At 48.1% G+C, this 21,404-nt stretch carries 21 protein-coding genes and 1 pseudogene; 17 read left to right on the forward strand and 5 right to left on the reverse strand.

Annotated elements, in window-relative coordinates; genetic code table 11:
• Position 1 precedes the first annotated feature (1 nt).
• The 3 genes from J3P40_RS01655 to dcd are packed head-to-tail and all read right to left on the reverse strand — an operon-like array spanning position 2 to position 3,762.
• Positions 2-763 (reverse strand): enoyl-CoA hydratase/isomerase family protein, encoded by a 762-nt coding sequence (locus tag J3P40_RS01655; RefSeq protein WP_256002124.1) that lies wholly within the window; start codon positions 761-763, stop codon positions 2-4.
• A 5-nt stretch (positions 764-768) separates the two neighbouring features.
• Positions 769-3,210: a TonB-dependent receptor plug domain-containing protein gene (locus J3P40_RS01660; protein WP_256002125.1), complete on the reverse strand. Its 2,442-nt coding sequence runs from the start codon at positions 3,208-3,210 to the stop codon at positions 769-771.
• Between the two features lie 15 nt (positions 3,211-3,225).
• Entirely contained in the window at positions 3,226-3,762 is a 537-nt protein-coding gene (gene dcd, locus J3P40_RS01665; RefSeq protein ID WP_256002126.1) for a dCTP deaminase, read from the reverse strand.
• Positions 3,763-3,805: 43 nt separating this feature from the next.
• On the opposite strand from dcd, the gene J3P40_RS01670 reads away from it, so the two are divergent.
• From J3P40_RS01670 to J3P40_RS01680, 3 genes and pseudogenes are all read left to right on the forward strand, one after another.
• A complete protein-coding gene (locus tag J3P40_RS01670) occupies positions 3,806-4,468 on the forward strand; it encodes a 4'-phosphopantetheinyl transferase family protein (protein WP_256002127.1) in 663 nt (220 codons plus the stop codon).
• Positions 4,455-5,156 (forward strand): annotated as a pseudogene (lipB, locus tag J3P40_RS01675) (lipoyl(octanoyl) transferase LipB); the annotation flags it as partial. The gene J3P40_RS01670 and the pseudogene lipB, both read left to right, overlap by 14 nt.
• A complete protein-coding gene (locus tag J3P40_RS01680; RefSeq protein ID WP_256007041.1) occupies positions 5,145-5,804 on the forward strand; it encodes an SGNH/GDSL hydrolase family protein in 660 nt (219 codons plus the stop codon). The pseudogene lipB and the gene J3P40_RS01680, both read left to right, overlap by 12 nt.
• Here the strand turns inward: J3P40_RS01680 and J3P40_RS01685 are convergent.
• Positions 5,788-6,519, reverse strand: a complete 732-nt coding sequence (locus J3P40_RS01685; RefSeq protein WP_256002128.1) for an RDD family protein — start codon at positions 6,517-6,519, stop codon at positions 5,788-5,790. The two genes, J3P40_RS01680 and J3P40_RS01685, sit on opposite strands and share 17 nt — an antisense overlap.
• Positions 6,520-6,590: 71 nt before the next feature.
• Here J3P40_RS01685 and J3P40_RS01690 point away from each other — a divergent pair, with 71 nt between their 5' ends.
• Genes J3P40_RS01690 through J3P40_RS01715 form a run of 6 tightly spaced genes read left to right on the forward strand, consistent with a single transcriptional unit; the run spans position 6,591 to position 12,621 of the window.
• A complete protein-coding gene (locus J3P40_RS01690) occupies positions 6,591-7,559 on the forward strand; it encodes a stage II sporulation protein M (RefSeq protein ID WP_256002129.1) in 969 nt (322 codons plus the stop codon).
• Entirely contained in the window at positions 7,543-8,391 is an 849-nt protein-coding gene (locus tag J3P40_RS01695; protein WP_256002130.1) for a glycerophosphoryl diester phosphodiesterase membrane domain-containing protein, read from the forward strand. Before J3P40_RS01690 ends, J3P40_RS01695 begins: the two co-directional genes overlap by 17 nt.
• Positions 8,388-9,104 carry a DUF4129 domain-containing protein gene (locus J3P40_RS01700; RefSeq protein WP_256002131.1) on the forward strand — a complete coding sequence of 239 codons (717 nt, stop codon included), beginning with the start codon at positions 8,388-8,390 and terminating at the stop codon, positions 9,102-9,104. The genes J3P40_RS01695 and J3P40_RS01700 overlap by 4 nt, the downstream gene beginning before the upstream one ends.
• On the forward strand, positions 9,101-10,279 hold the full coding sequence (locus tag J3P40_RS01705; protein WP_256002132.1) for a DUF4350 domain-containing protein: 1,179 nt from the start codon (positions 9,101-9,103) through the stop codon (positions 10,277-10,279). Before J3P40_RS01700 ends, J3P40_RS01705 begins: the two co-directional genes overlap by 4 nt.
• Positions 10,280-10,284: 5 nt before the next feature.
• On the forward strand, positions 10,285-11,259 hold the full coding sequence (locus J3P40_RS01710) for an AAA family ATPase (protein WP_256002133.1): 975 nt from the start codon (positions 10,285-10,287) through the stop codon (positions 11,257-11,259).
• Positions 11,260-11,262: 3 nt separating this feature from the next.
• Positions 11,263-12,621 carry a DUF58 domain-containing protein gene (locus J3P40_RS01715; protein ID WP_256002134.1) on the forward strand — a complete coding sequence of 453 codons (1,359 nt, stop codon included), beginning with the start codon at positions 11,263-11,265 and terminating at the stop codon, positions 12,619-12,621.
• Between the two features lie 20 nt (positions 12,622-12,641).
• On the opposite strand, the gene J3P40_RS01720 is transcribed toward J3P40_RS01715, so the two are convergent.
• Entirely contained in the window at positions 12,642-12,980 is a 339-nt protein-coding gene (locus J3P40_RS01720) for a tRNA-binding protein (RefSeq protein WP_256002136.1), read from the reverse strand.
• 91 nt (positions 12,981-13,071) lie between these two features.
• On the opposite strand from J3P40_RS01720, the gene miaB reads away from it, so the two are divergent.
• The 8 genes from miaB to J3P40_RS01760 all read left to right on the forward strand — a co-directional run bounded on the left by miaB (position 13,072) and on the right by J3P40_RS01760 (position 21,388).
• Positions 13,072-14,475, forward strand: a complete 1,404-nt coding sequence (gene miaB / locus J3P40_RS01725) for a tRNA (N6-isopentenyl adenosine(37)-C2)-methylthiotransferase MiaB (protein ID WP_256002138.1) — start codon at positions 13,072-13,074, stop codon at positions 14,473-14,475.
• Positions 14,476-14,484: 9 nt separating this feature from the next.
• Positions 14,485-15,717: a sigma-54 interaction domain-containing protein gene (locus tag J3P40_RS01730; protein WP_256002164.1), complete on the forward strand. Its 1,233-nt coding sequence runs from the start codon at positions 14,485-14,487 to the stop codon at positions 15,715-15,717.
• A gap of 9 nt (positions 15,718-15,726) precedes the next feature.
• A complete protein-coding gene (locus tag J3P40_RS01735) occupies positions 15,727-16,242 on the forward strand; it encodes an LptE family protein (RefSeq protein ID WP_256002168.1) in 516 nt (171 codons plus the stop codon).
• Positions 16,236-17,312, forward strand: coding sequence for a DUF8458 domain-containing protein (locus tag J3P40_RS01740; protein ID WP_256002170.1), 1,077 nt, complete (start codon positions 16,236-16,238; stop codon positions 17,310-17,312). Before J3P40_RS01735 ends, J3P40_RS01740 begins: the two co-directional genes overlap by 7 nt.
• A gap of 12 nt (positions 17,313-17,324) precedes the next feature.
• The gene (secG, locus tag J3P40_RS01745) at positions 17,325-17,669 is read left to right on the forward strand and encodes a preprotein translocase subunit SecG (protein ID WP_256002174.1); all 345 of its coding nucleotides are present in this window, start codon (positions 17,325-17,327) and stop codon (positions 17,667-17,669) included.
• Positions 17,670-17,889: 220 nt separating this feature from the next.
• Positions 17,890-18,180, forward strand: coding sequence for a co-chaperone GroES (locus tag J3P40_RS01750; protein WP_256002194.1), 291 nt, complete (start codon positions 17,890-17,892; stop codon positions 18,178-18,180).
• 32 nt (positions 18,181-18,212) lie between these two features.
• Positions 18,213-19,856, forward strand: coding sequence for a chaperonin GroEL (groL, locus tag J3P40_RS01755; RefSeq protein ID WP_256002197.1), 1,644 nt, complete (start codon positions 18,213-18,215; stop codon positions 19,854-19,856).
• 104 nt (positions 19,857-19,960) lie between these two features.
• Positions 19,961-21,388 carry an L-serine ammonia-lyase gene (locus tag J3P40_RS01760; protein ID WP_256002200.1) on the forward strand — a complete coding sequence of 476 codons (1,428 nt, stop codon included), beginning with the start codon at positions 19,961-19,963 and terminating at the stop codon, positions 21,386-21,388.
• The last annotated feature ends 16 nt before the right edge of the window (positions 21,389-21,404 follow it).

Genomic DNA, 21,404 nt, shown 5'->3' on the forward strand with positions numbered 1-21,404 from the left:
GCTATTTACGCTGAAGGTTGTCGATGATAGTTTTCAGGATGCTTCTTGTGGCGGGCGACCACCACTGCTGCAGCATGGCCGACAGCTCTTCACTTTGGTCGGCCCTCAAGGCGCTGATCAGATCTTTCCGGATATGCATTTTGCTTTGCGACCAGGTGTTGCCTTCCATGGCCATGTACCTGCGGGCGCGCCGCTCAGCCGCGGTGATGATACTGTCAGGGTTCACGACCTCGTCTACCAGTCCTACTTCGAGCGCCTCGGCGGGACTAAACAGCCGGCCGTCCAGCAGGCTTTGTGAGGCTCGCGCCTCACCAAGCCAGAAGGCGTAAAGCCTGAAGATGCTGTTCGGCACAATGATGCCTACGGGCACTTCGTTGAGCCCAATAATAAACTGGCCTTCGGCCATCACCCTGTAATCGCAGGCCAGCGCAATGATGCAACCGCCTGCAGGGCTATGTCCGTTTATGGCAGCTACCAGGGGCTTTTTGAATGCTACGATTGCAGCGGCGAAGTTCAGGAACTGTTTCCAGAACTGCTCGGCCTCGGTCGCCGTATAGTTGTAAAGCTCGATGAGATCCAGTCCGGCCGAGAAGAAGTTATCTTTTCCCCGTATGATCGCCCCGCCAATAGCGGGGTCGCTGTCTATATTCTTCAGCATGTCCGCCAGTTCGCCAATCATTTCGCCGTTCAGGGCGTTAGACTTGCCCCGGTTGAGCGTGATCATAGCTAGGCGGTCTTTTATGGTTACTTGTATATTCTTCATCGTTGCTACTTTACTTCGTAATGGTATATGCTCCGGGCCAAATTTCCTTCCAGGTCAATCCCCTCAACCACAATACGGTAAATGCCTGGCTTGCTGCTGTTGTAAAAACCAAAAGCTCCGCGGCCTTCATTGTCGGTAGACACATGTGGTTGCCAGTATACGGTAGTCCGGAGATCTGCCGCTGCCTGAGGGGTTCCGTACTTAGGTACATAGAACTCCCGGGGGGTGTAATACCCTTTAGCGGAATATGTAGTAATGCCCGGCGCCGCTACCAGACGGGCAGAGCCACCGCCGCGCTTAGTTGTGATCACGAGCACACCGCCGCCGCCTTGCAGACCGTATATTGCGGTATAATTGATGCTTTTGAGTACCTCTATGCTTTCGACGTCGAAGGGGTTAATATTGTCCAGAAAATCGGGTTCCATCATCATACCATCCAGCATGATCCGCATGGGCTGATTGCCGTTTCTTAGCAAATAGGCCATGCCATTACGGATCATCAGTCCGGCTACACGGCCTTGCAGGCATTGGGACAAGGTATTGCACATAGACAACTGCTCGCCCGTGATGATGGCGTCGGCATTGCCCGCTCCATTCAGGTTGGATGAGTTCTTCGCTTCGTTTTTCTTCTGCACAATGTTGACCTCGTCGAGCACGATGGCCTTCTGGATGAGTCCGCGTTTTCTAAGTTCATCGAACACATTACTGCTTGCTTTCAGGTAGGCCGACAAGGCGTCCTGTATGTTGGATGTGATATCGCCACGATTTTTATTCCTGGTTACGGGCTGTCCGGGCTGAGGGTCCATGCGGATCTCGACATTAGCTCGGTTCTTTGCATTTCTGGCCTGAACCACAAAGGTTGTACTGTCGGGAAAAGCCATCCCCTTGAAACTAAACCGCCCCTGGGCATCTGTAACCGTATCGGCCGCAAAGAATCCGCCGGTGGTAGAGAATAAGGAGACTGTACTTTGTGGGGAGGGCTTGCCTCCAAGAGTAACAACACTGCCGCTTACCTGCAGGTCCTTTTCTGGTTTGAATGCCATCACTGGCTCAGGGCCATTGATAATATCGCCCCAGCGGAAACGCCTCCAACCCTGAGTAAGCATCAGGTGATCCAGTCGCTGCGCTGTTTCCTCATCGTCTTCAAGAAAATAGCTGTTTGGTTGCTCGATGTAACCGGGAAGGTCTGACGACAAAAGCAGGCTGGTCAGAATATTCGTCTCGTTCGCTTCATCAGGCGGCACTACCGAAGTGTTAGTAACTGACACCGAAAAACTTCCCTGTACTGGTTTGCCTGAAATACTTGCGCGGAGCTGAACCGAGACGCTGTCGGCACCCTCGTATTGCTTTTTTGCCGTATTCACCTGCAGGTCGATGCGATTATTATTGTTCTTCACAAACACCAGCCGCTCGCAAACGGGTTGATTTGCAGGGTTGAAAAGAGTTAACTGTACAATTCCGGTCGGTAGGTCCTTTTTGGGGATATTTGCCGTGAAGAGTTGCTTTTCGGCATTGGAGCGTGCAGTAAAATATACGTTGCCGTTATGCTGGGTAACCAGTTTAAGCTCGCCGGCGACCTGCATTCCGGCACTAATAAGGACACGTACGCTGATGGCTTGAGGTGTTTGGTTTACGGAAAGCACGTAGCCGTTGGCCAGCGCACGTGGCAATCTGACCCGCTGCTCTTGTCGGCCGCTGTCGGACCGGACGATCGCAGTGTATTCCTGGCCCGGCTGAGGGTTCAGCATAAAACTGCCCATGCCGAGATGCGCTGTCCGGAAACTGGAAATTTCATTACCGCGGGCGTCTACAATCACACCACTGATGTCCTCGCCCCTGCCAGATGGGTTTAAGGCCTTAACGCCCACTTTGCCGGGCAGGTTTTCGACCAGATTGCCGCCTTCAGGGAAAAACTGGACATCGATTTTGGGGGCATTGCCGGTTTGAGGTGATTTTACTGCACTGCTGTGGGGCGATGAAGCACCAGAGACCGCCGCGCTTGCTTGTCCTATCTTTATTGTTTTGTCGAAGAAGTATTCCGGGCCTGCATTGCGCATCCAGCGGGTATAGGCTCTGATGCGATAGTTGCCCGCGGCAAGTGAATCGGGGAGTTTAAAATCTCCCCAGCCAATGCCAGATGTGAGGGCCACTTTGCGCTGCTGCCTGATTGAATCAGATTCGCTGATCAGCTCGACATAAAGCGCAGCACTGATGGTTGATAAGGCGGACGTACGTGCGTTTATGACATAGGCTTTAAACCATATATCTTCACCGGCGGTATAGTAGGGCTTATCGAGGTGAAGGTGTACTTTTTCCTGAGCATACTGTTCGTTATAAGCCGCGAGCCTTGAAAGCAGCGCCGTAAATGGATCGTCCTGTATCTTTCCCGCGAAAGCCAGACAAAGGCTCAGGGAGATCAGCGCTGCTAATGCTGGCTTAAATTTCATATTCAGTGCATCAGGTTAAAACTTATTTTTCCACATCATACTTTCCACAGGCCTGGTGGTCTTGTTGTTATATTTTGCGTTGCTTTTGGTATTATACATAGTGGCAATATCGCCCTCTACCTTAAAATAGATCAGTTGTCCAATTGGCATCCCGGCATATACGCGTACCGGCTGCGCACAGGATATTTCCAGTGTCCAGGTATTGCAAAAGCCCACGTCGCCTTTACCTGCTGTAGCATGGATGTCGATACCCAGCCGGCCGGTGCTCGACTTGCCTTCCAGGAAAGGTATGTGTTTGTGCGTTTCTGTATACTCTAACGTAACGCCCAGATATAAAGTGCCCGGCTGAAGGACATATCCCTCTTTTGGTATCTCGAAATGATCGATCTGATTATGTGCTTTGGCATCCAGTACGCGGTCTTTATAGGTAGCGAGGTACTTTCCGAGGTGTACATCGTATGAATTGGTGCCAAGGCACTCTATCTTAAAGGGTTCTATAATGATGTTCCCGTTGTCAATTTCTTCAAGAATGCGTTTGTCAGATAGTATCATTTTACAAGTATTTGGACGAAATTATGATTAATTTAAGATACTTTTGCATAGATTTCTAAAAGAGATGCCGGTAGTTTTTAATAAAGATATCGACGATGATACCATGCTCGCCGTATGGAAAATCGAAGAAACGGAAGCTGAACTTCTTGCGAGCCTCCAGCTCAGACAGCACGAGCACGATGTTATTGCAACCCTGAATCATGGCAAACGTTTGCTGCACTGGCTGAGCACGCGAGTGCTGCTCAGGAAAATGCTCAACACTGCTGAATATATTGATTGCCAGCTTGATGAGCATGGCAAACCTTACCTGCCGGGTTTGGGCTATCATATTTCACTGAGCCATTCTTACGATTATGCCGCCGTAATGGTAGGCAAAACGCGGAAAGTTGGTGTGGATATAGAACTTATCAAACACAAGATCAAAGGCATACGCCATAAATTTCTTTCGGATTCGGAACTGTCGCAAAAGCAGATTGGGGACAATACGGAGGGTTTGTATGTATGCTGGTGCGCGAAGGAAGCCATTTACAAGTGGAATGGACGTAGGGGTCTGGAGTTTAAGCAGGACATCCACATAAAACCTTTCAAGTTGAAACAGGAAGGTACGCTCCGGGCTGTGGCCGACTTACCGGAGGGACCGGCAGAACTTGAAGTGACATATTTTAAAATGGGCGGGGATTATATGCTGGGCTATGTCGTCGGTTAACAAAGAGGTTAATTTCTTGGACTGGGGACTGCTGGACTATCAGGAGGCCTGGGACCGGCAGGAGGAACTTTTTAATGCAACGGTAGCTTTGAAGACACGCAACCGGACGGAGCAGCTTGCGTTACAAACACCCAATTACCTGGTATTTTGCGAGCATCCGCATGTATATACACTGGGTAAAAGCGGTAGCCCTGAAAACCTGCTGCTGGACGAGTTTGGACTTAGGGAAAAGCAGGCAACCTATTATAAGATCAACCGGGGCGGTGATATTACCTATCACGGACCAGGTCAGATTGTGGGCTACCCTATTCTGGATCTGGACAATTTCTTTACGGATATCCATCTTTACCTTCGAACGCTGGAAGAGGCGGTGATCCTGACCTTGGCCGACTATGGTATTGAAGCCGGCCGGTACCCGGGTTACACCGGCGTGTGGCTGGATGCCGACAATGAGCGGGCGCGAAAGATCTGCGCTATGGGGGTAAGGTGCAGCCGCTGGGTAACCATGCATGGCTTTGCATTTAACGTGAATGCGGATCTGGACTATTTCAGACATATTGTTCCCTGCGGTATAGACGACAAAGATGTAACCTCTATGCAGCGGGAACTGGGCAGGCAGCTTGATATGGAAGAGGTGAAGATCCGGCTCAGAGGCCATATTGCCAGCTTATTTCACATGAGGCTGGTTGACACTAAGACTAAGGGTCAGACGCGGGGCGGTCGGTTGAACTATCTTGCGCTCGGCGATTCCTATACGATTGGCGAAGCTGTAGCATCCGACAAGAATTTTCCGAGCCAGTTCGTGGATTTGATGGCCGATACGGAATGGCAGATTAGTGAACCTAGGATTATAGCTACTACAGGCTGGACCACGAGTGAACTGCAGGAAGCCATCGACGCCGCACAGCTTGTGTCCGGTTACGATATAGTGACCTTACTGATTGGGGTGAACAACCAGTATAGGGGCGAAGACCTGGAGAGTTACCGCCAGGAATTCAGGTTGCTACTGGAAAGGACGCTTAGCCTTGCCGGAGGGAAAAAGTCGGGGGTGTATGTGATTTCCATTCCTGACTGGGGCCTTACTCCTTTCGCTAGAGAAAGTGGTCGAGATCTGGATCAAATCAGCACGGAAATTGACGCTTTTAATGCGGTTAACAGGCAAGAGACGCAAGATTTGGGCCTCAGCTATATTGACATCACACCAGATTCCCGGCTGGCCAAAAGCGATTTGTCGCTCCTGGCTCCGGATGGTCTACACCCTTCGGAAAAAATGTATGCCGCCTGGGCGGGGAAACTCGCGTCGGTTGTTTTAACTGCGCTCAGGTCAGCGCAGTAAGGTGGTTATAGTCTTTCACCAGGGTTCTGAGGAACTGCAATTCATTCATGCCTTCGGGAAGCGACAGTCCTAATTTAGTACTTACTCTGCCTGCCATAGCGAGTACGATACCAGGGTTTTTAGATAATTCGTAGGTACGGATGACTTCGTGAATCAATTCAATATCCCGGTCGCCCAGTTCGGTGACCACACTAAACACTGGCTGGTAATCCTGCGCGTCTTCCTGAAGAAAAGCGATCTGTCCGATTTCTGTCCGCTTTTCGGTTTTTATGACCGTTGTTCCAGCCGCAATGTCCCCTATACGTTGCTTTTTTTCGGAAAGCGCTACACAGATAAGTCCCCCCACCTGCGCGGTAAGCACGAAGTCGACAATCCTGAACAGCCAGCGTAGCAGGTATTGACCCAGGGTGGGTTGACCGCCGTCCAGGCTGATCACTTTGATCTTCATGATCCGCTTACCTACACTTTGCCCGTTCATAAAGATCTCGCACAGCAGATTGTAGAATACGTAGCATGCATAGAAAGCAATCATGAGGCCGATAGCCAAATATCCCGAGCCCTGGGTTTTGGCGGTAACGCCACCGATCATTAGCGCTATAAAACCGGCGATAAACATGGCCAGATCTATTAATCTTGCAACGATTCTTTCGCCCAGTCCGGCCACAGGATAGTCAATCCTGACGTGCTGCGCTGTATTAACGTGTACGGTTTCCATGAAACCAAACTTAAAATTTTTTAGTTGCAAAAATAATTTTTGTGCTTATTTTAACGGAATAAAACGCCCTTATGAGAGAAGCTCTTTTTGTTAAGCAAAATTCCGGTAAATGGAAGCGCTATGAGCAAATGGAAGCTGCTACGCCGGACGAGCTTGCGGAGCGTTTCGTAGAAATCACGAACGATCTGGCTTATGCCAAAACTTTCTACCCGCAATCTAAAACCACGGCTTATCTTAATGGCGCTGCCTCCTTACTACACCAGTCGATCTATAAAAACAAAAGGGAACGTTCGTCACGTATTTTAAAATTCTGGACGGCAGAGCTTCCGCAGCTTTTCTACAAACACCGTCTTGAACTGTTGTATGCCTTCATCTTTTTCATGGTATTCAATGCTGTTGGCGTGCTGTCGGCAGCCTATGACGACACTTTCGTTCGCCTGATTATGGGTGATGCTTATGTAAATATGACGCTGGAAAACATCGCTGCAGGTGATCCTTTCGGCGTTTACAAACGCTCCGGGGAAATCGCCATGTTTCTGCGCATTGCGGCAAACAATGTCCAGGTTTGTCTTATGACTTTTGTTGCCGGAATCTTTTTCTCGATTGGTACGCTCGGTATCCTTCTTCGCAATGGCGTAATGATAGGTTCCTTTCACTGCTTTTTCTTTAGCCAGGGCCTGGGCGCGGAAAGTATTCTTGTGATCTGGATTCACGGGGTGCTGGAGATATCTGCTATTATTTTGTCGGGAGCGGCTGGCCTGGTGCTGGGCAGGGGACTACTGTTCCCCGAAACCTACAACCGGCGGCAGGCATTTATGCGCGGAGCGAAGGAAGGCATCAAGATCGCAATTGGTATTGTGCCGATCGTTATTGCCGCAGCATTTTTAGAGGGCTTCGTGACCAGGCACACAGAGATGCCATTAGGTTTAAGCATCAGTATCCTGGCTTTGTCGTTTATCTTTATATTATGGTATGTTGTTATATACCCCTGGAAGCTGGCAAAAAAGACTAAAACGCTATATCATGCAAAACAAGATTGAATTTAAGAAGGCCCGCGACTTTGGGGAAATGATCGGGGACACGTTTGTTTTTATCAAACAGAACTTTAAGCCGCTCATGCGCACACTCCTGTATCTTACCGGATTCTTCTTTCTGGCCGCGATTCTGGCGACGATGTTTCAACAACTGGATATGCGCAAGGAGGTTTGGGGCAGCGGTTATATGGATCCGACGAATCTTTCCATGGGCATGGCGGTAAAGTCTCTGACGGCGATGGTGTTTATGCTTCTTACTTATACAGCGCTTTACGTAACTGTTTTGAGTTATGTTGATCTCTATGTGCAAAAAGGAAATGTTGCCCCTGATAATTCAGAGGTTTGGGCTTATTTCAGATATTATTACTTTCGCCTGCTGGGCAGCAGCTTACTGTGGACCATCATACTGGTCATTGCCTTTGTTTTGCTTGTTATACCAGCAATATATTTGTGGCCGATCATGGTTTTGTTCATGCCAGTGATGGTGATGGAAAATACTAGTTTTGACAAGGGCATGAGCCGTTCTTTCAAATTGCTGAAAGGGCAATGGTGGGCAAGCGCCGGCACATTACTCGTTTCTTTTCTTATCACGGCGGCCACGAGTCTTGTGGTGTCGGTGCCGAATTCCTTTCTGAATATTTTGAATACTTTTTCCCCGGAATCACGCGGGGGCAGTAACCTGACAATCATCCTGTCGTCTATCCTTCAACACCTTCCTGCATTGTTTTCCGTCATACCAATCATTACTTCAGCCTTGCTTTACTATAGCCTGGTGGAGAAGCAGGAAAATGCAGGATTGCTTGACCGAATAGATAAGTTTGGTGAAGAGCCTTTATGATGCGTAACGTTCTCCTGGCATTCATACTGTTCAGCTTTTTTTCTGGGAGCAGCGCCTGGTTGCACCCGGCCCGGACGGCAACGGCTCTGCCCGTGCCGCCGGAGCGCATTCTTTTGCGAGAGTTCGATAAAAAGCGGATCGACACGTACCGCTTGCAAAAGGATTTCCGGTACGATGGGCAGGTACCGCTGAATGAAAACCTTCTTCAGAAGCTATGGCGGAAACTTCAGGAGCAGTTAGACAGATTCGGAGCCAAAACCGGAATCTTTACATGGCTTTACTATGTGGTATGGGCAACGGCTGTTCTGGTTTTCGTTTACCTGGTTCTTCGAATTTCAGGGCTGAATCTGCACCTGTTTACCCATACACCTAAAATTACAGCTGTGCCTTATCGGGAGGCAGAAGATAACATCCATGAAATTGATTTCGATCAGGAAATAGCGCAGGCGATTGATAGGGGGAACTACCGGGTGGCGGTACGTTTGTATTATCTGCTTAGCCTCAAAAAGCTTAATGAACGCGAACTGATCAGCTGGCAGGCCGACAAAACGAACCAGGTTTATCTGCGCGAACTTCAGGACGAGGCCAACAGGACGGCTTTCGGCCGGCTGACCAGCCGATTCGAGTATGTTTGGTACGGCGGTTTTGGCGTTGAAAAGTCAGATTTCGCACAACTCAAAACAGAGTTCGACCAATTTCACCGGAGCTTATGAACGGACAGCGTTTATATTTCATTGGGGGCTCTATCTTTGTGGTGGTATACCTGTTGGTACAATTTGCAATGCCAAGGCCTACCGACTGGTCGCCAACTTACCTCAAGGACGATAAGATCCCGTTTGGCTTATATATCCTGCGCAAAGAGTTACCTTCCATATTTCCGGGCGCGGATATAGTTGTTTCGAGAAATCCGGCTTACAACACCTTGAAAGAACGTCGTGGCCCCAAACTGAGTGTGGCCTACCTCGTCATCTGTCAGCAACTGAAATGGGCGGATACCGATTTTGAGGCGTTGAGATCGTTCATACACCGCGGAAACCATGTATTTATCGCAACCGCCAATTTCGGAAGGAATTTAAGCGCCCGGTTGAATATAAGTGTTGATATGCTCGGAATAGTTAGTTCTGGTAAGCCCTTCAACTTTACAGATTCTGCCCTCCGGGAGGCAAAGCCGTTCGTGTTTGACCGTGGCGTAGGAGGTGGATATTTCGCACAGCACAATAAGAGCGCTAGGGTTTTGGCCCGGAATGAGGACGGAAACGCGACCTTTCTACGCTACAACATAGGCAAAGGCTCACTTCTTTTACTGGCCGACCCGAGATTACTGAGCAATTTCAGTTTTATTCAGCCGCGTGGCGCTGATTTTGTAGCTAAGGCACTTTCACACGTACCGCAGGTGGGCACAGTAATATGGGATGAAAACAATACCCGCGGCAATGTCGACAATAGCGCCGTACTCAGGGTGATCTTTAAGTATCCCTCGCTTCGCTGGGCGTACTGGTTGGCTGTATCCGGCCTGCTGCTTTATGTGCTCTTTGAAATGAAACGACGGCAGCGGGTGATTCCGGTGATCGAAAAGCCGGCTAACAGTACAGTGGACTTCGTGACGACTGTAGGCCGCGTTTATTACGAGCGGCGCGACAACAACGATATCGCCCTTAAAAAGATCAATTACCTGCTCGAATTTATCCGCAGCCGTTATAGTCTTAAAACAAATCATATTAACGCTGAATTTGCAGGGACACTGGCCAGAAAATCAGGTGTACCTGATGCAGAAACCAGCCGGATGGCTGAACAGATCATTGAAATCCAGCAGGCTGACCGCGTTAATGATGTGATGCTTAGCAGTCTGAATAAAACTATAGAAAATTTTTATAAAAAAGCGCAATAAAAGCAATGGAGGAAGTATATCAGCAAAGAACAGATTTAACGCAGCTTAAGGAAGCCGTGAGCCAGATCAGGTCTAGCTTAAGCAGAGTGATTGTAGGTCAGCAAGAGGTGATTGACTTTTTAATCGCCGGACTTCTCGCCGATGGGCATATTCTTTTGGAAGGGGTGCCGGGTGTAGCGAAAACACTCAGTGCCAAACTTGTAGCAAGAAGCATCGATGCTTGTTTTTCAAGGATACAGTTTACGCCAGACCTGATGCCGTCTGATGTTATAGGAACTTCAGTTTTTGATCCGCGTACTGCTTCTTTTGAGTACCGCAAAGGGCCTGTTTTTGGCCATATTATCCTGGTTGACGAAATAAACCGGGCGCCGGCAAAGACCCAGTCTGCGCTTTTTGAAGTGATGGAAGAACGGCAGGTCACGGTAGACGGAACTACGCACCCGATGGAAGAACCATTCCTGGTTCTGGCTACACAAAATCCTGTGGAACAGGAAGGTACTTACCGATTGCCTGAGGCACAGCTTGACCGCTTCCTATTCAAGATTGTGGTGGGATACCCAACACTTGAGGAGGAGACGGCCATACTGGTGAACCAGCATCAGCAAAAGCTTGAGGAGCAACTTGCCGCGGTACATCCGGTACTCAGCATCGCACAAGTCATGGCCAGCCGTGCCGTAATCAGGTCGCTGCATGTAGAACCTAAACTTCTGGAATATATTGCGGCCATTACGCATGAAACGCGCATCAACAAATCGCTTTATCTCGGCGCGTCGCCGCGCGCCTCGCTGGCTATGGTGAACAGCGCCAAAGCCTTTGCCGCGATGAATGGTCGCGATTTTGTAACACCGGACGACGTGATCCGCGTGGCTGCACCGGTGCTTGCACACCGCATCTTACTTACACCCGACAAGGAGATGGAAGGGCTTACTGCGGCAGACGTAGTTGCACAGATCATTCAAAAAATAGAGGTACCCCGATAACCGATGCGTGTGCAGCTCAAGGAAATTTTTATCAGGTACTATCAGGACCTCTTCCTGAGCAGGCGACTCTATGCGGGGATAGCTTGTACAGCAATGCTGTTCCTGCTAACATTCTTCCTCCCCGCCCTGAGCCGGCTGCCGGAATTGTTGTTCTTGGTGTTTATTATTTTGATAGCGGCAGACTTCATATTACTTTATGCTCAGCGCAAAACGATTTTCGTGGTCAGGGAGCTCCCCGAGCGACTAAGTAATGGCGATGAAAATGAGCTATCGATCTATCTGGAGAACTTTTATACCTTCCGGGTTAAGGTGGGAATCATCGACGAAATACCCGCTCAGTTCCAAAAGCGTGATCTTTGGTTCGAGACCATTTTAACTGCTGGCGAAAAAAAGCATATACAATATCTTCTCAGGCCAACTACGAGGGGAGAATATGTTTTTGGGCGGGTCCGTCTGTTCTTACGTTCACCCCTCGGTTTGATTGTGAGAAGGTTCAATTTTGGTGAGGACACCGCGGTTGCGGTATACCCATCGTTCCTGCATTTAAGAAAATATGAACTCATGGCAATATCTGACCGTTTGAGTGAGATCGGCATTAAAAAGATCAGGCGTGTGGGCCATAGTCTGGAATTTGATCAGACGAGAACCTATGTTAAGGGCGACGATTACCGTACTGTTAACTGGAAAGCCACTGCGAGAAGAGGGGAATTGATGGTGAATGCCTACACGGATGAAAAAGCCCAGCATGTTTACTGCTTAATTGATAAGTCGCGCAGTATGAAAATGCCATTTGAAGGTATGACACTGCTCGACTATGCCATCAACGCCAGCCTGGTCTTGTCGAGCGTTGCAATGGTTAAGCAAGATAGAGCCGGATTGATCACCGTGGCGGAACAGTCGGGTAGTGTGCTTGCAGCAGACAGGAAGCCTGTACAGCTTGGGAAGATTATGGCTATGCTCTATAGAGAGCAAACCAGGTACCTCGAGCTAAACATCGAGGCACTTTATACAAATGTAAGGCAAACGATAAAACAGCGCAGTCTGCTTATCTTTTTCACGAATTTTGAAAGTATGTCGGCCTTGAAGCGCCAGCTCCCTTATCTACAGCGCCTGGCGAGACACCATTTACTGCTGGTAGTCTTTTTTGAGAACACGGAATTACACCAGCTTATCATGGACCCGGCCTCTACAGTGGAGGACATCTATATCCAGACCATAGCGGAGAAATTTGCTTATGAGAAGAAACTAATGGTGATGGAATTGGCCAGACACGGCATACTCAGTATACTCACCCAGCCTAAAAACCTCACGGTTAACGTGGTGAACCGTTACCTCGAAGTTAAAGCCAGGCAAAGAATATAAGTTATACCGTAGCCAGACCATCAAGCCATTTTTGATCCGTTGGGGACTTTGCCAAGCAGGGTGGTTAGTACGATATCTCCATGCTCATCTGCGAAGCCGGTCACCAGAAATTCAGACATGAACTTCCCAATCTGCTTCTTTGGAAAATTAATAACGCCAACGATCTGCCTGCCGATCAGTTCATGCTTCTGGTAGTGGCTTGTAATCTGTGCGCTGCTCATTTTAACACCAAAGTCGCCAAAGTCGACCTTTACTTTATACGCAGGTTTCCTAGCCTCGGGAAAATCATATACCTCCAGTATGGTTCCTGCTCTTAATTCCACCTTTTCAAAGTCGCTCCAATCTATTTCTTCCGCCATGCTGTAAATCTACAAATCTTTGGTCTCTGCCACTTTGTCATTTGCAATTATTTTTTTGTATTTTTGAACTTTTCAATATCTAAAAACCATTATGATTGATTTACAGCTGACAGACAAGACACATGATGAAGCGAGGCAGGGTGAGGCTTTAGTCATCGAGCCGCCGCGTTCGCGCAATGGACGAAAACTGTATATCGAAAGTTATGGCTGCCAGATGAATTTTGCAGACAGCGAAATCGTCGCTTCGATATTATTTGATCAGGGCTTTGAAACTACCGGTGACTATCAGGAAGCTGACGTAGTGTTTATCAACACCTGTTCTATCCGCGAGAATGCGGAGCAGCGGGTTCGCAACAGACTGTCGCAGTTTGGCGCGGTAAAACGACGTAATCCAAAGCTGATTGTAGGCGTACTTGGCTGTATGGCTGAACGTCTTAAATCGAAGTTTTTAGAAGAGGAAAAGCTTGTTGATGTGGTTGTTGGTCCTGATGCTTACCGCGACCTCCCTCAATTGATCGGACAGGTTGAAGAAGGCCAGAAGGCAATCAATGTGTTGCTGTCGCGCGAGGAGACCTATGCGGACATCAGTCCGGTACGGCTGAACGGCAACGGGATAACCGCGTTCATATCGATTATGCGCGGCTGTGACAACATGTGTTCTTTCTGTGTTGTCCCCTTCACCAGAGGCCGGGAAAGGAGCCGGGATCCGGAGTCGGTTGTGGCAGAAGCCCGGGAACTTGTTAGCCAGGGCTATAAGGAGGTGACGCTGCTGGGTCAGAATGTAGACTCCTATAAGTGGAACGGTATTGTCAATTTTGCACAACTCCTGGAAATGGTAGCTCTGGTAAGCCCGGACCTTCGTGTTCGGTTCTCGACCTCCCATCCTAAAGATATCACGGACGAGGTGCTTTATACTATAGCGCGGCATGACAATATTTGTAATTATATTCATTTGCCTGTGCAGTCGGGCAATACACGTATCCTTGAACTGATGAACAGGACGTATACACGTGAGTGGTATATGAACCGCATCGACGCGATAAGAACGATCATTCCTGACTGTGCAATTTCTACAGATATCATTGCTGGTTTTTGCACGGAAACTGAAGAAGAACATCAGGATACGTTAAGTATGATGGATTATGTGAGGTATGACTATGGCTTCATGTTCTGTTATTCGGAACGTCCGGGAACGCTGGCGGCACGTAAACTCACTGACGATGTTCCGGAAGAGGTGAAAAAAAGAAGGCTGAGCGAGATTTTGGTAAAACAGCAGGAATCTTCGCTGTTCCGCTTGCAGCAATTCGTGGGAAAGACGGTGAGAGTGCTGGTTGAAGGCCCGTCAAAAAAGTCGGAAAAGGATCTTTGCGGCAGGAACGACCAGAATGCGATGGTGGTATTCCCTGCCACTGACGGCATTGAGGCCGGACAGTACGTATATGTGCAGGTAGACCGCTGCACATCAGCTACCTTGCTTGGCACAGCATTAATTTAGATTAGACACATGGATGTACAAGATATAAAGAACCGTTTTGGTATTATAGGGAATTCTCCGCTGCTCAATCGGGCCATAGATATTGCCAGACAGGTGGCGCCTACAGATATGTCTGTGCTGATTACCGGTGAAAGCGGAAGCGGTAAAGAAGTGTTCTCGCACATCATCCATCATATGAGCGCACGGAAGCACGGAACTTTTATCGCGGTAAACTGTGGCGCAATACCTGAGGGAACGATTGATTCGGAACTTTTTGGCCATGAAAAAGGCTCTTTTACCGGCGCTCATGAAGCGCGCAAGGGTTATTTTGAGGTAGCAAACGGGGGGACTATATTTTTGGATGAGGTAGCTGAATTGCCGCTTGGTACTCAGGCACGCCTGCTCCGGGTTTTGGAAAGCGGGGAATACCTGAGGGTCGGCTCGTCGAAAGTACAAAAAACTGATGTACGCATTATAGCTGCTACGAACGTTGATGTGTATGAGCGGGTAAGATCGGGCAAGTTCCGTGAAGACCTTTATTACAGGCTAAATACCGTCCCGCTGCGTATTCCGGCCTTGCATGAGCGTAAAGAAGACATCTATCTGTTGTTCAGGAAGTTTTCGGCCGACTTTAGTGATAAGTACCGTAGCCCTGGCATTCATCTGGAGCCGGACGCTATTCAGATTCTTACGAATTACAGCTGGCCTGGTAACGTCAGGCAACTTAAAAACATCGCCGAACAGGTTTGTGTTCTGGAAAAGGACCGTGATGTAAATGGCACCGCGCTGCTCAATTATATTCCAAATGAAAGTGGGGCCAATTTGCCAATGGCAATAGGAAACAAGGGCGGCGGGGACGATTTTTCTGAGCGCGACATTCTCTACAAGGTTTTGTTTGACATGAAAAAGGATATGATGGAGCTTAAAAAGCTGGTCGCCGAGATTATTCAAAGTGGGGGCAATACGTCACATATCGTCGCTGAGAATCCGCATTATATCAATCAGTTGTACAGGGAGGTAGACCAACCTATGGGACTGGAGCCTGCGATGACCATACAGAAACCGATGCAGCCAGGTCCTGTAGACTATAATTTTACGCACGAGGCCGAAGAAGTGGAGGAATCGCTGTCACTGCTTGAAAAGGAGTCTGACCTGATAAAAAAGGCACTAAAAAAGCATAAAGGGAAGCGCAAATTTGCTGCGCAGGAGCTTGGCATATCTGAGCGTACCCTATACAGGAAAATTAAAGAACTGAACTTATAAGGTTATACCATGAGATATTTGTGTGCTATTGTTGTTTTGTTGGTTGTGGCCGGTTGTAAAATAGGCCTCAACGGCGCGTCTATACCGCCGGACATGAAGACTGTGAATGTACTGGTATTTGAGAACAATGCGCCCCTGGTGGTTGCATCGTTAAGCTCCCAGTTTACCGAGGAATTAAAAACACGAATCAGGAACCAGACCTCCCTAAGCATAACCCCTAACGATGCGCATGCGGTGTTTTCAGGAAACATAACCGGCTACGATATCAGGCCTGTGGCACTCCAGGACAATAACAACACAGGAAGAGGCAACCAAGCGCTGGCAGGTGCCAACAGACTTTCTATTCGTGTGCAGGTAAAGTACACGAACAACCTGAATCCGCAGCAAAGTTTTGAGCAGTCATTTGAACGGTATAAGGACTATAAGCCCCAGGGCAACCCGCAGGTACAGGAAACCGCTATCATTAGGGATGTCACCGCACAGCTAACTGAGGATATTTTTAATGCAGCTTTTGCGCAATGGTAGAGGAGGAAGCATATAACCATCTTGACTTTGGGCGGCTGATAGACAATCCCGGACAAGCGGCTCGAGATGATGTTGATGGGCTACAAGCATTCGTTAGTCGGTATCCGTATTTCCGGGCTACCCACCTTTTGCTTGCGAAAGCTACTTCGGGCCGGTCAATCCACAACAGCCAGCTTGCGACCGCAGCGCTCTATAATGGAGGGGCTTTGGTACACGATATAATCTACAACCCGGATCAGCTGCGTAACTTTAGCTTTGTTTCAGAAAAGGCGCAGCCGGAACAACTTAAAACAGAACTTGCTGAGACGGATGTTATTGACGAGGTATATGAAGAAATTGCTGAGGTAGATATTCATTCCTTCCAATCGGCCGAAAGCGATGATATTGCCGACAGCCTGCCTGAAGGCGTTAGTAAGGCGGATCCAATGCTGGAAAACATCGTAACGTCGGATTTTTTTGCTTTTCAGGAGAATTTCAAACCGGAGCCCGCTAGCGCGGAAGCCCAGCCGGAAGCTCCTGAAATTGAAGAATATTCCATTGAAGCTGAACTGGAGCAGGACACAGTAATTAGTAAGTATGACGATGACCGTCTTCCTTATACCTTTCTATGGTGGCTGGCCAAAACAAGGAAAGAGCATGAGCAGATCTTTCAGCCTTATGCAGCGCCGCGACAGGATGCCTCAGGCGGAGCGAAAGCAACTGCGTCAGCCGGCCCTTTGCAACAGCAGTATGTGGAGCATATTTTTCACCTGCAGGGGCCGATGGTGGATGATGATAGGCCAGCACCTGCAGCACAAAGGAGACATAAGGGGGATGAGATCATTGAAAACTTTATTAAAAGCGAGCCTCAGATTACTCCACCCCGGCCTGAGCAGATCAATGTAGAGAATAAAGCTAAAAAGAGTGCCGAAGACCACAATGACCTGGTTTCGGAAACGCTCGCAAAAATATATATTGAGCAGATGCTTTACGATAAAGCCATTGATACTTATCAAAAATTAAGTTTGATGTTTCCGGAAAAAAGCCGTTACTTTGCCGACCTTATCCAATCTATAGAAAAGAAAATATAAAAAATATACGTTATGGTGTTTTTAATCATATTGCTGATCGTTGTTTGCGTCGCACTAGGTTTATTTGTTTTGGTGCAAAACCCTAAGGGTGGCGGTTTAGCTACCGGCGGGGCCGGAAGTAACATGTTTGGTGTGCAACGTACCGGCGATGTTCTTGAAAAAGGCACCTGGGTGCTGCTGGCCCTGATTGTAGTGATCAGTTTATCCATCACAACAATAGCTCAATCCGGCGGTGGTTCATCTGCAGGGAGCTCGAAGATTCAAGAGCAGCTTGATAAGACACCAACCCCTTCTCCTATTGGGAGTGGACTAAAGCCAGCTAACACAGCGCCGGCGGCCGGAGATACTGCTAAATAATAGATAACCAACGATACTGGGCCCGATCATTAAGTTAATGATCGGGCTTTTTTATGTCTGCATGACACTCTGACACTAAAAATTCAGGGCGCGCACGGCCATAGCTGACATAGTCGTGTAAATTTGGCAAATGAGCTTGCTTGGCATAATAACTGATATATTAGGGCTGCGTCTGGAGGCGCATTAATGTTAAACTAAAAAAATAAATTAATATCAAGTTATGGCTTTAAACCTTAAACCCATTTCAGGCACATCCAACAGAGTAATTGTTGAGCCTGCTGCGGCAGAAGAAAAGACAGCTTCAGGGATCTATATTCCTGATACTGCAAAAGAAAAACCATCAAAAGGAACTGTAGTGTCTGTGTCAGAAGAAGATTCAGAGGGAAAGAAACCAACAGTTAAGGTTGGCGATGTGGTAATTTATGGTAAATATGGCGGTACTGAGTTTCCATATGAAGGCAAAGATTATTTAATTATGCGTGAGACTGACATCTACGCAGTGGTATCTTAAGGACATTTTATTAATTTAAGTTTTAAAGACAAATGGCAAAACAAGTAAAATATAACGTTGAAGCACGCGATGCGCTTAAGAGAGGTGTTGATACCCTGGCAAACGCAGTAAAAGTGACGCTTGGTCCAAAAGGACGTAACGTAATTATCGATAAGAAATTCGGTTCTCCTGCTGTGACCAAGGACGGTGTTACGGTAGCAAAGGAGATCGAACTTAAAGATCCGATCGAAAATATGGGCGCTCAGATGGTGAAAGAAGTTGCATCTAAGACTGCGGATATTGCGGGTGATGGAACTACTACCGCAACTGTATTGGCTCAGGCTATCGTAACTGCAGGTATCAAAAACGTAGCTGCAGGTGCTAATCCTATGGATTTGAAGCGTGGTATCGATAAGGCGGTAGCTGCGATTGTTGATAACCTGAAATCTCAGTCGCAGACTGTAGGCGAAGACAACAACAAGATCAAGCAGGTTGCCTCAATCTCTGCAAACAATGACGAAGTGATCGGTTCACTGATCGCTGAAGCCATGGGTAAAGTCGGCAAAGATGGTGTAATAACCGTTGAGGAAGCAAAGGGTACAGAAACTGAAGTGAAGACTGTAGAAGGTATGCAGTTTGATCGTGGTTACCTTTCTCCGTATTTTGTAACAAATGCCGACAAAATGGAGGCTGAGTTGGAGAATCCTTACATCCTGATCTATGATAAGAAAATCAGCAACATGAAAGAATTGCTTCCTGTTCTTGAAAAACAAGTGCAGACTGGCAAACCTTTGCTGATCATTGCTGAAGACCTTGATGGTGAAGCTTTAGCTACGCTAGTGGTTAACAAGATCCGCGGATCACTGAAAGTTGCTGCTGTTAAAGCTCCTGGATTCGGCGATCGCAGAAAGGCGATGCTTGAAGATATCGCTATCCTGACCGGTGGTACGGTGATCTCAGAAGAGAGAGGCTATAAACTTGAAAACGCGGACCTGTCTTACTTAGGTACTGCAGAGAAAGTTGTGGTCGACAAAGACAATACAACGGTGATCAATGGCTCTGGTCAGACAGAAGATATCAAAGCCCGCGTTAACCAGATCAAAGCTCAGATTGAAACAACTACATCTGACTACGACAAAGAGAAACTGCAGGAGCGTTTAGCTAAATTGGCTGGCGGTGTGGCAGTACTTTATGTTGGTGCGGCTTCTGAGGTTGAAATGAAAGAGAAAAAAGATCGCGTTGATGATGCTTTACATGCGACACGTGCTGCGGTTGAAGAAGGTATCGTAGCTGGTGGTGGTGTTGCCTTCATCCGCGCTATCGAGTCATTAGAAGGCATGAAAGGTGCTAACGATGACGAGACTACAGGTATCGCTATCGTGAAGCGTGCTGTTGAAGAGCCTCTTCGTCAGATCTGCCAAAACGCAGGCATTGAGGGTTCAATCGTTGTACAAAAGGTTAAAGAAGGAACAGCTGATTTTGGTTATAATGCTCGTACAGATGCTTATGAAAACCTGATCGCTGCTGGTGTAATCGACCCGACCAAAGTGGGCCGTGTAGCACTCGAAAACGCAGCCTCTATTGCAGCAATGTTGCTGACAACTGAGTGTGTTTTAGCGGACGATCCGGAAGATGCTCCTGCAGCTGGTGCTGGTATGCCTCCAATGGGCGGCGGCGGCATGGGCGGCATGATGTAATATCATTTCAGATAAATACAAAAAGCCTGCATCTTCTGGTTGCAGGCTTTTTTGTATGCAAGTATTTAGAGTGGAATAACAATAAAACTGCTTAGTTTTGCGGGATGCAAAGGGAACAGATCTCGGTATTTGATATTTTTAAGATTGGTATTGGTCCGTCGAGCTCACATACGCTTGGCCCATGGCGCGCTGCACAGCAATTCACAACCTCGCTTAAGACTCAGGGCGCACTTGAGCAGGTGGAGCAAATAAAGATTCTTTTATATGGCTCGCTTGCTAAAACAGGTAAAGGCCACGGTACTGATATTGCTATTCTTCTTGGGTTAGCTGGCGGCGATCCGGTGACTTTTGATGTCAATGCCATTGATTCGACCATTGCTGCAATCCGGAACGACCAGCTACTTAAGCTGGCAGGAGAAAAATTACTTAGCTTCGATTATGAGACCGATCTGATCTTTCTTTTTACAGAAAGCCTCCCCTTCCACCCTAATGCAGTCACCTTCCAGGCGTTTTTGAACACAGGAAGAGCGATATCGGAAACCTACTATTCCATTGGCGGTGGTTTCGTTATTAAAGAAGGCGAGGACAGAAACGAGAAAGAACAGGTGGAGCTTCCTTTCCCGGTTGAAAAAGCGGCGGACTTGCTACACTGGTGCCTCACTACCGGGTTGAAGGTGTCTGAGGTCGTAATGGAAAATGAACTTGCTTGGCGGCCTGAAGCAGAAACGCGCAAAGGAATTCTACAACACTATACCGTGATGCGGGACTGCATATACCGTGGCTGCCATACCCCGGGATTTCTACCTGGAGGGCTGAGCGTAGCACGCAGGGCGGTAGCTTTAAATAAGCGCCTCATGAGCGGGCGGAGTTACACCGACTATGAAAGCTGGGTACAAGCCATTAGATCGGGCGGAAACGGCTTTAATTATACACTTGATTGGGTAAGCTGCTTTGCATTGGCAGTCAACGAAGAGAATGCTTCTTTCGGCCGTGTGGTTACCGCACCTACGAATGGGGCGGCCGGTGTGATTCCCGCGGTGCTTCAATACTACATTACTTTTTGTAATGGCTTTTCGGATGAGAGGATCACGCAGTTTATTGCCTGTGCTTCCGAAATAGGAAGCATTTTTAAAAAAGGTGCGACAATTTCGGCTGCAATGGGCGGATGTCAGGCAGAAATTGGAGTGTCGTCTGCTATGGCAGCCGCAGCGCTTACGGAATGCCTCGGAGGATCGCAGCGACAGGTGATGATGGCTGCTGAGATAGCAATGGAACATCATCTGGGGCTGACCTGCGATCCGATTGGCGGGCTGGTTCAGATTCCCTGCATTGAACGGAACACGATGGGTGCTATCAAAGCCATCACCGCAAGCCAGCTTGCGCTTCAGAGTAACCCGGATAAAGCCAAAGTAAGCCTGGATGCCGTAGTCAACACCATGTGGGAGACCGCCTTAGACATGAACTCCAAGTATAAAGAAACCTCCGACGGGGGTCTTGCTACCAATATCCCGCTTAGTTTGCCGGAATGTTAATATTAATGCCTTGATT

It is taken from the genome of Pedobacter deserti (assembly GCF_024436415.1).
In the GTDB taxonomy this organism is placed as follows: domain Bacteria; phylum Bacteroidota; class Bacteroidia; order Sphingobacteriales; family Sphingobacteriaceae; genus Pedobacter; species Pedobacter faecalis.

What these genes read in the sequence shown, in the direction of transcription:
- J3P40_RS01655 (WP_256002124.1), bottom strand. Translation starts at nt 763, where the DNA reads ATGAAGAATATACAAGTAACCATAAAAGACCGCCTAGCTATGATCACG.
- J3P40_RS01660 (WP_256002125.1), bottom strand. Translation starts at nt 3,210, where the DNA reads ATGAAATTTAAGCCAGCATTAGCAGCGCTGATCTCCCTGAGCCTTTGT.
- dcd (WP_256002126.1), bottom strand. Translation starts at nt 3,762, where the DNA reads ATGATACTATCTGACAAACGCATTCTTGAAGAAATTGACAACGGGAAC.
- J3P40_RS01680 (WP_256007041.1), top strand. Translation starts at nt 5,145, where the DNA reads ATGAGGCTGGTTGACACTAAGACTAAGGGTCAGACGCGGGGCGGTCGG.
- J3P40_RS01685 (WP_256002128.1), bottom strand. Translation starts at nt 6,519, where the DNA reads ATGGAAACCGTACACGTTAATACAGCGCAGCACGTCAGGATTGACTAT.
- J3P40_RS01690 (WP_256002129.1), top strand. Translation starts at nt 6,591, where the DNA reads ATGAGAGAAGCTCTTTTTGTTAAGCAAAATTCCGGTAAATGGAAGCGC.
- J3P40_RS01695 (WP_256002130.1), top strand. Translation starts at nt 7,543, where the DNA reads ATGCAAAACAAGATTGAATTTAAGAAGGCCCGCGACTTTGGGGAAATG.
- J3P40_RS01700 (WP_256002131.1), top strand. Translation starts at nt 8,388, where the DNA reads ATGATGCGTAACGTTCTCCTGGCATTCATACTGTTCAGCTTTTTTTCT.
- J3P40_RS01705 (WP_256002132.1), top strand. Translation starts at nt 9,101, where the DNA reads ATGAACGGACAGCGTTTATATTTCATTGGGGGCTCTATCTTTGTGGTG.
- J3P40_RS01710 (WP_256002133.1), top strand. Translation starts at nt 10,285, where the DNA reads ATGGAGGAAGTATATCAGCAAAGAACAGATTTAACGCAGCTTAAGGAA.
- J3P40_RS01715 (WP_256002134.1), top strand. Translation starts at nt 11,263, where the DNA reads ATGCGTGTGCAGCTCAAGGAAATTTTTATCAGGTACTATCAGGACCTC.
- J3P40_RS01720 (WP_256002136.1), bottom strand. Translation starts at nt 12,980, where the DNA reads ATGGCGGAAGAAATAGATTGGAGCGACTTTGAAAAGGTGGAATTAAGA.
- miaB (WP_256002138.1), top strand. Translation starts at nt 13,072, where the DNA reads ATGATTGATTTACAGCTGACAGACAAGACACATGATGAAGCGAGGCAG.
- J3P40_RS01730 (WP_256002164.1), top strand. Translation starts at nt 14,485, where the DNA reads ATGGATGTACAAGATATAAAGAACCGTTTTGGTATTATAGGGAATTCT.
- J3P40_RS01735 (WP_256002168.1), top strand. Translation starts at nt 15,727, where the DNA reads ATGAGATATTTGTGTGCTATTGTTGTTTTGTTGGTTGTGGCCGGTTGT.
- J3P40_RS01740 (WP_256002170.1), top strand. Translation starts at nt 16,236, where the DNA reads ATGGTAGAGGAGGAAGCATATAACCATCTTGACTTTGGGCGGCTGATA.
- secG (WP_256002174.1), top strand. Translation starts at nt 17,325, where the DNA reads ATGGTGTTTTTAATCATATTGCTGATCGTTGTTTGCGTCGCACTAGGT.
- J3P40_RS01750 (WP_256002194.1), top strand. Translation starts at nt 17,890, where the DNA reads ATGGCTTTAAACCTTAAACCCATTTCAGGCACATCCAACAGAGTAATT.
- groL (WP_256002197.1), top strand. Translation starts at nt 18,213, where the DNA reads ATGGCAAAACAAGTAAAATATAACGTTGAAGCACGCGATGCGCTTAAG.
- J3P40_RS01760 (WP_256002200.1), top strand. Translation starts at nt 19,961, where the DNA reads ATGCAAAGGGAACAGATCTCGGTATTTGATATTTTTAAGATTGGTATT.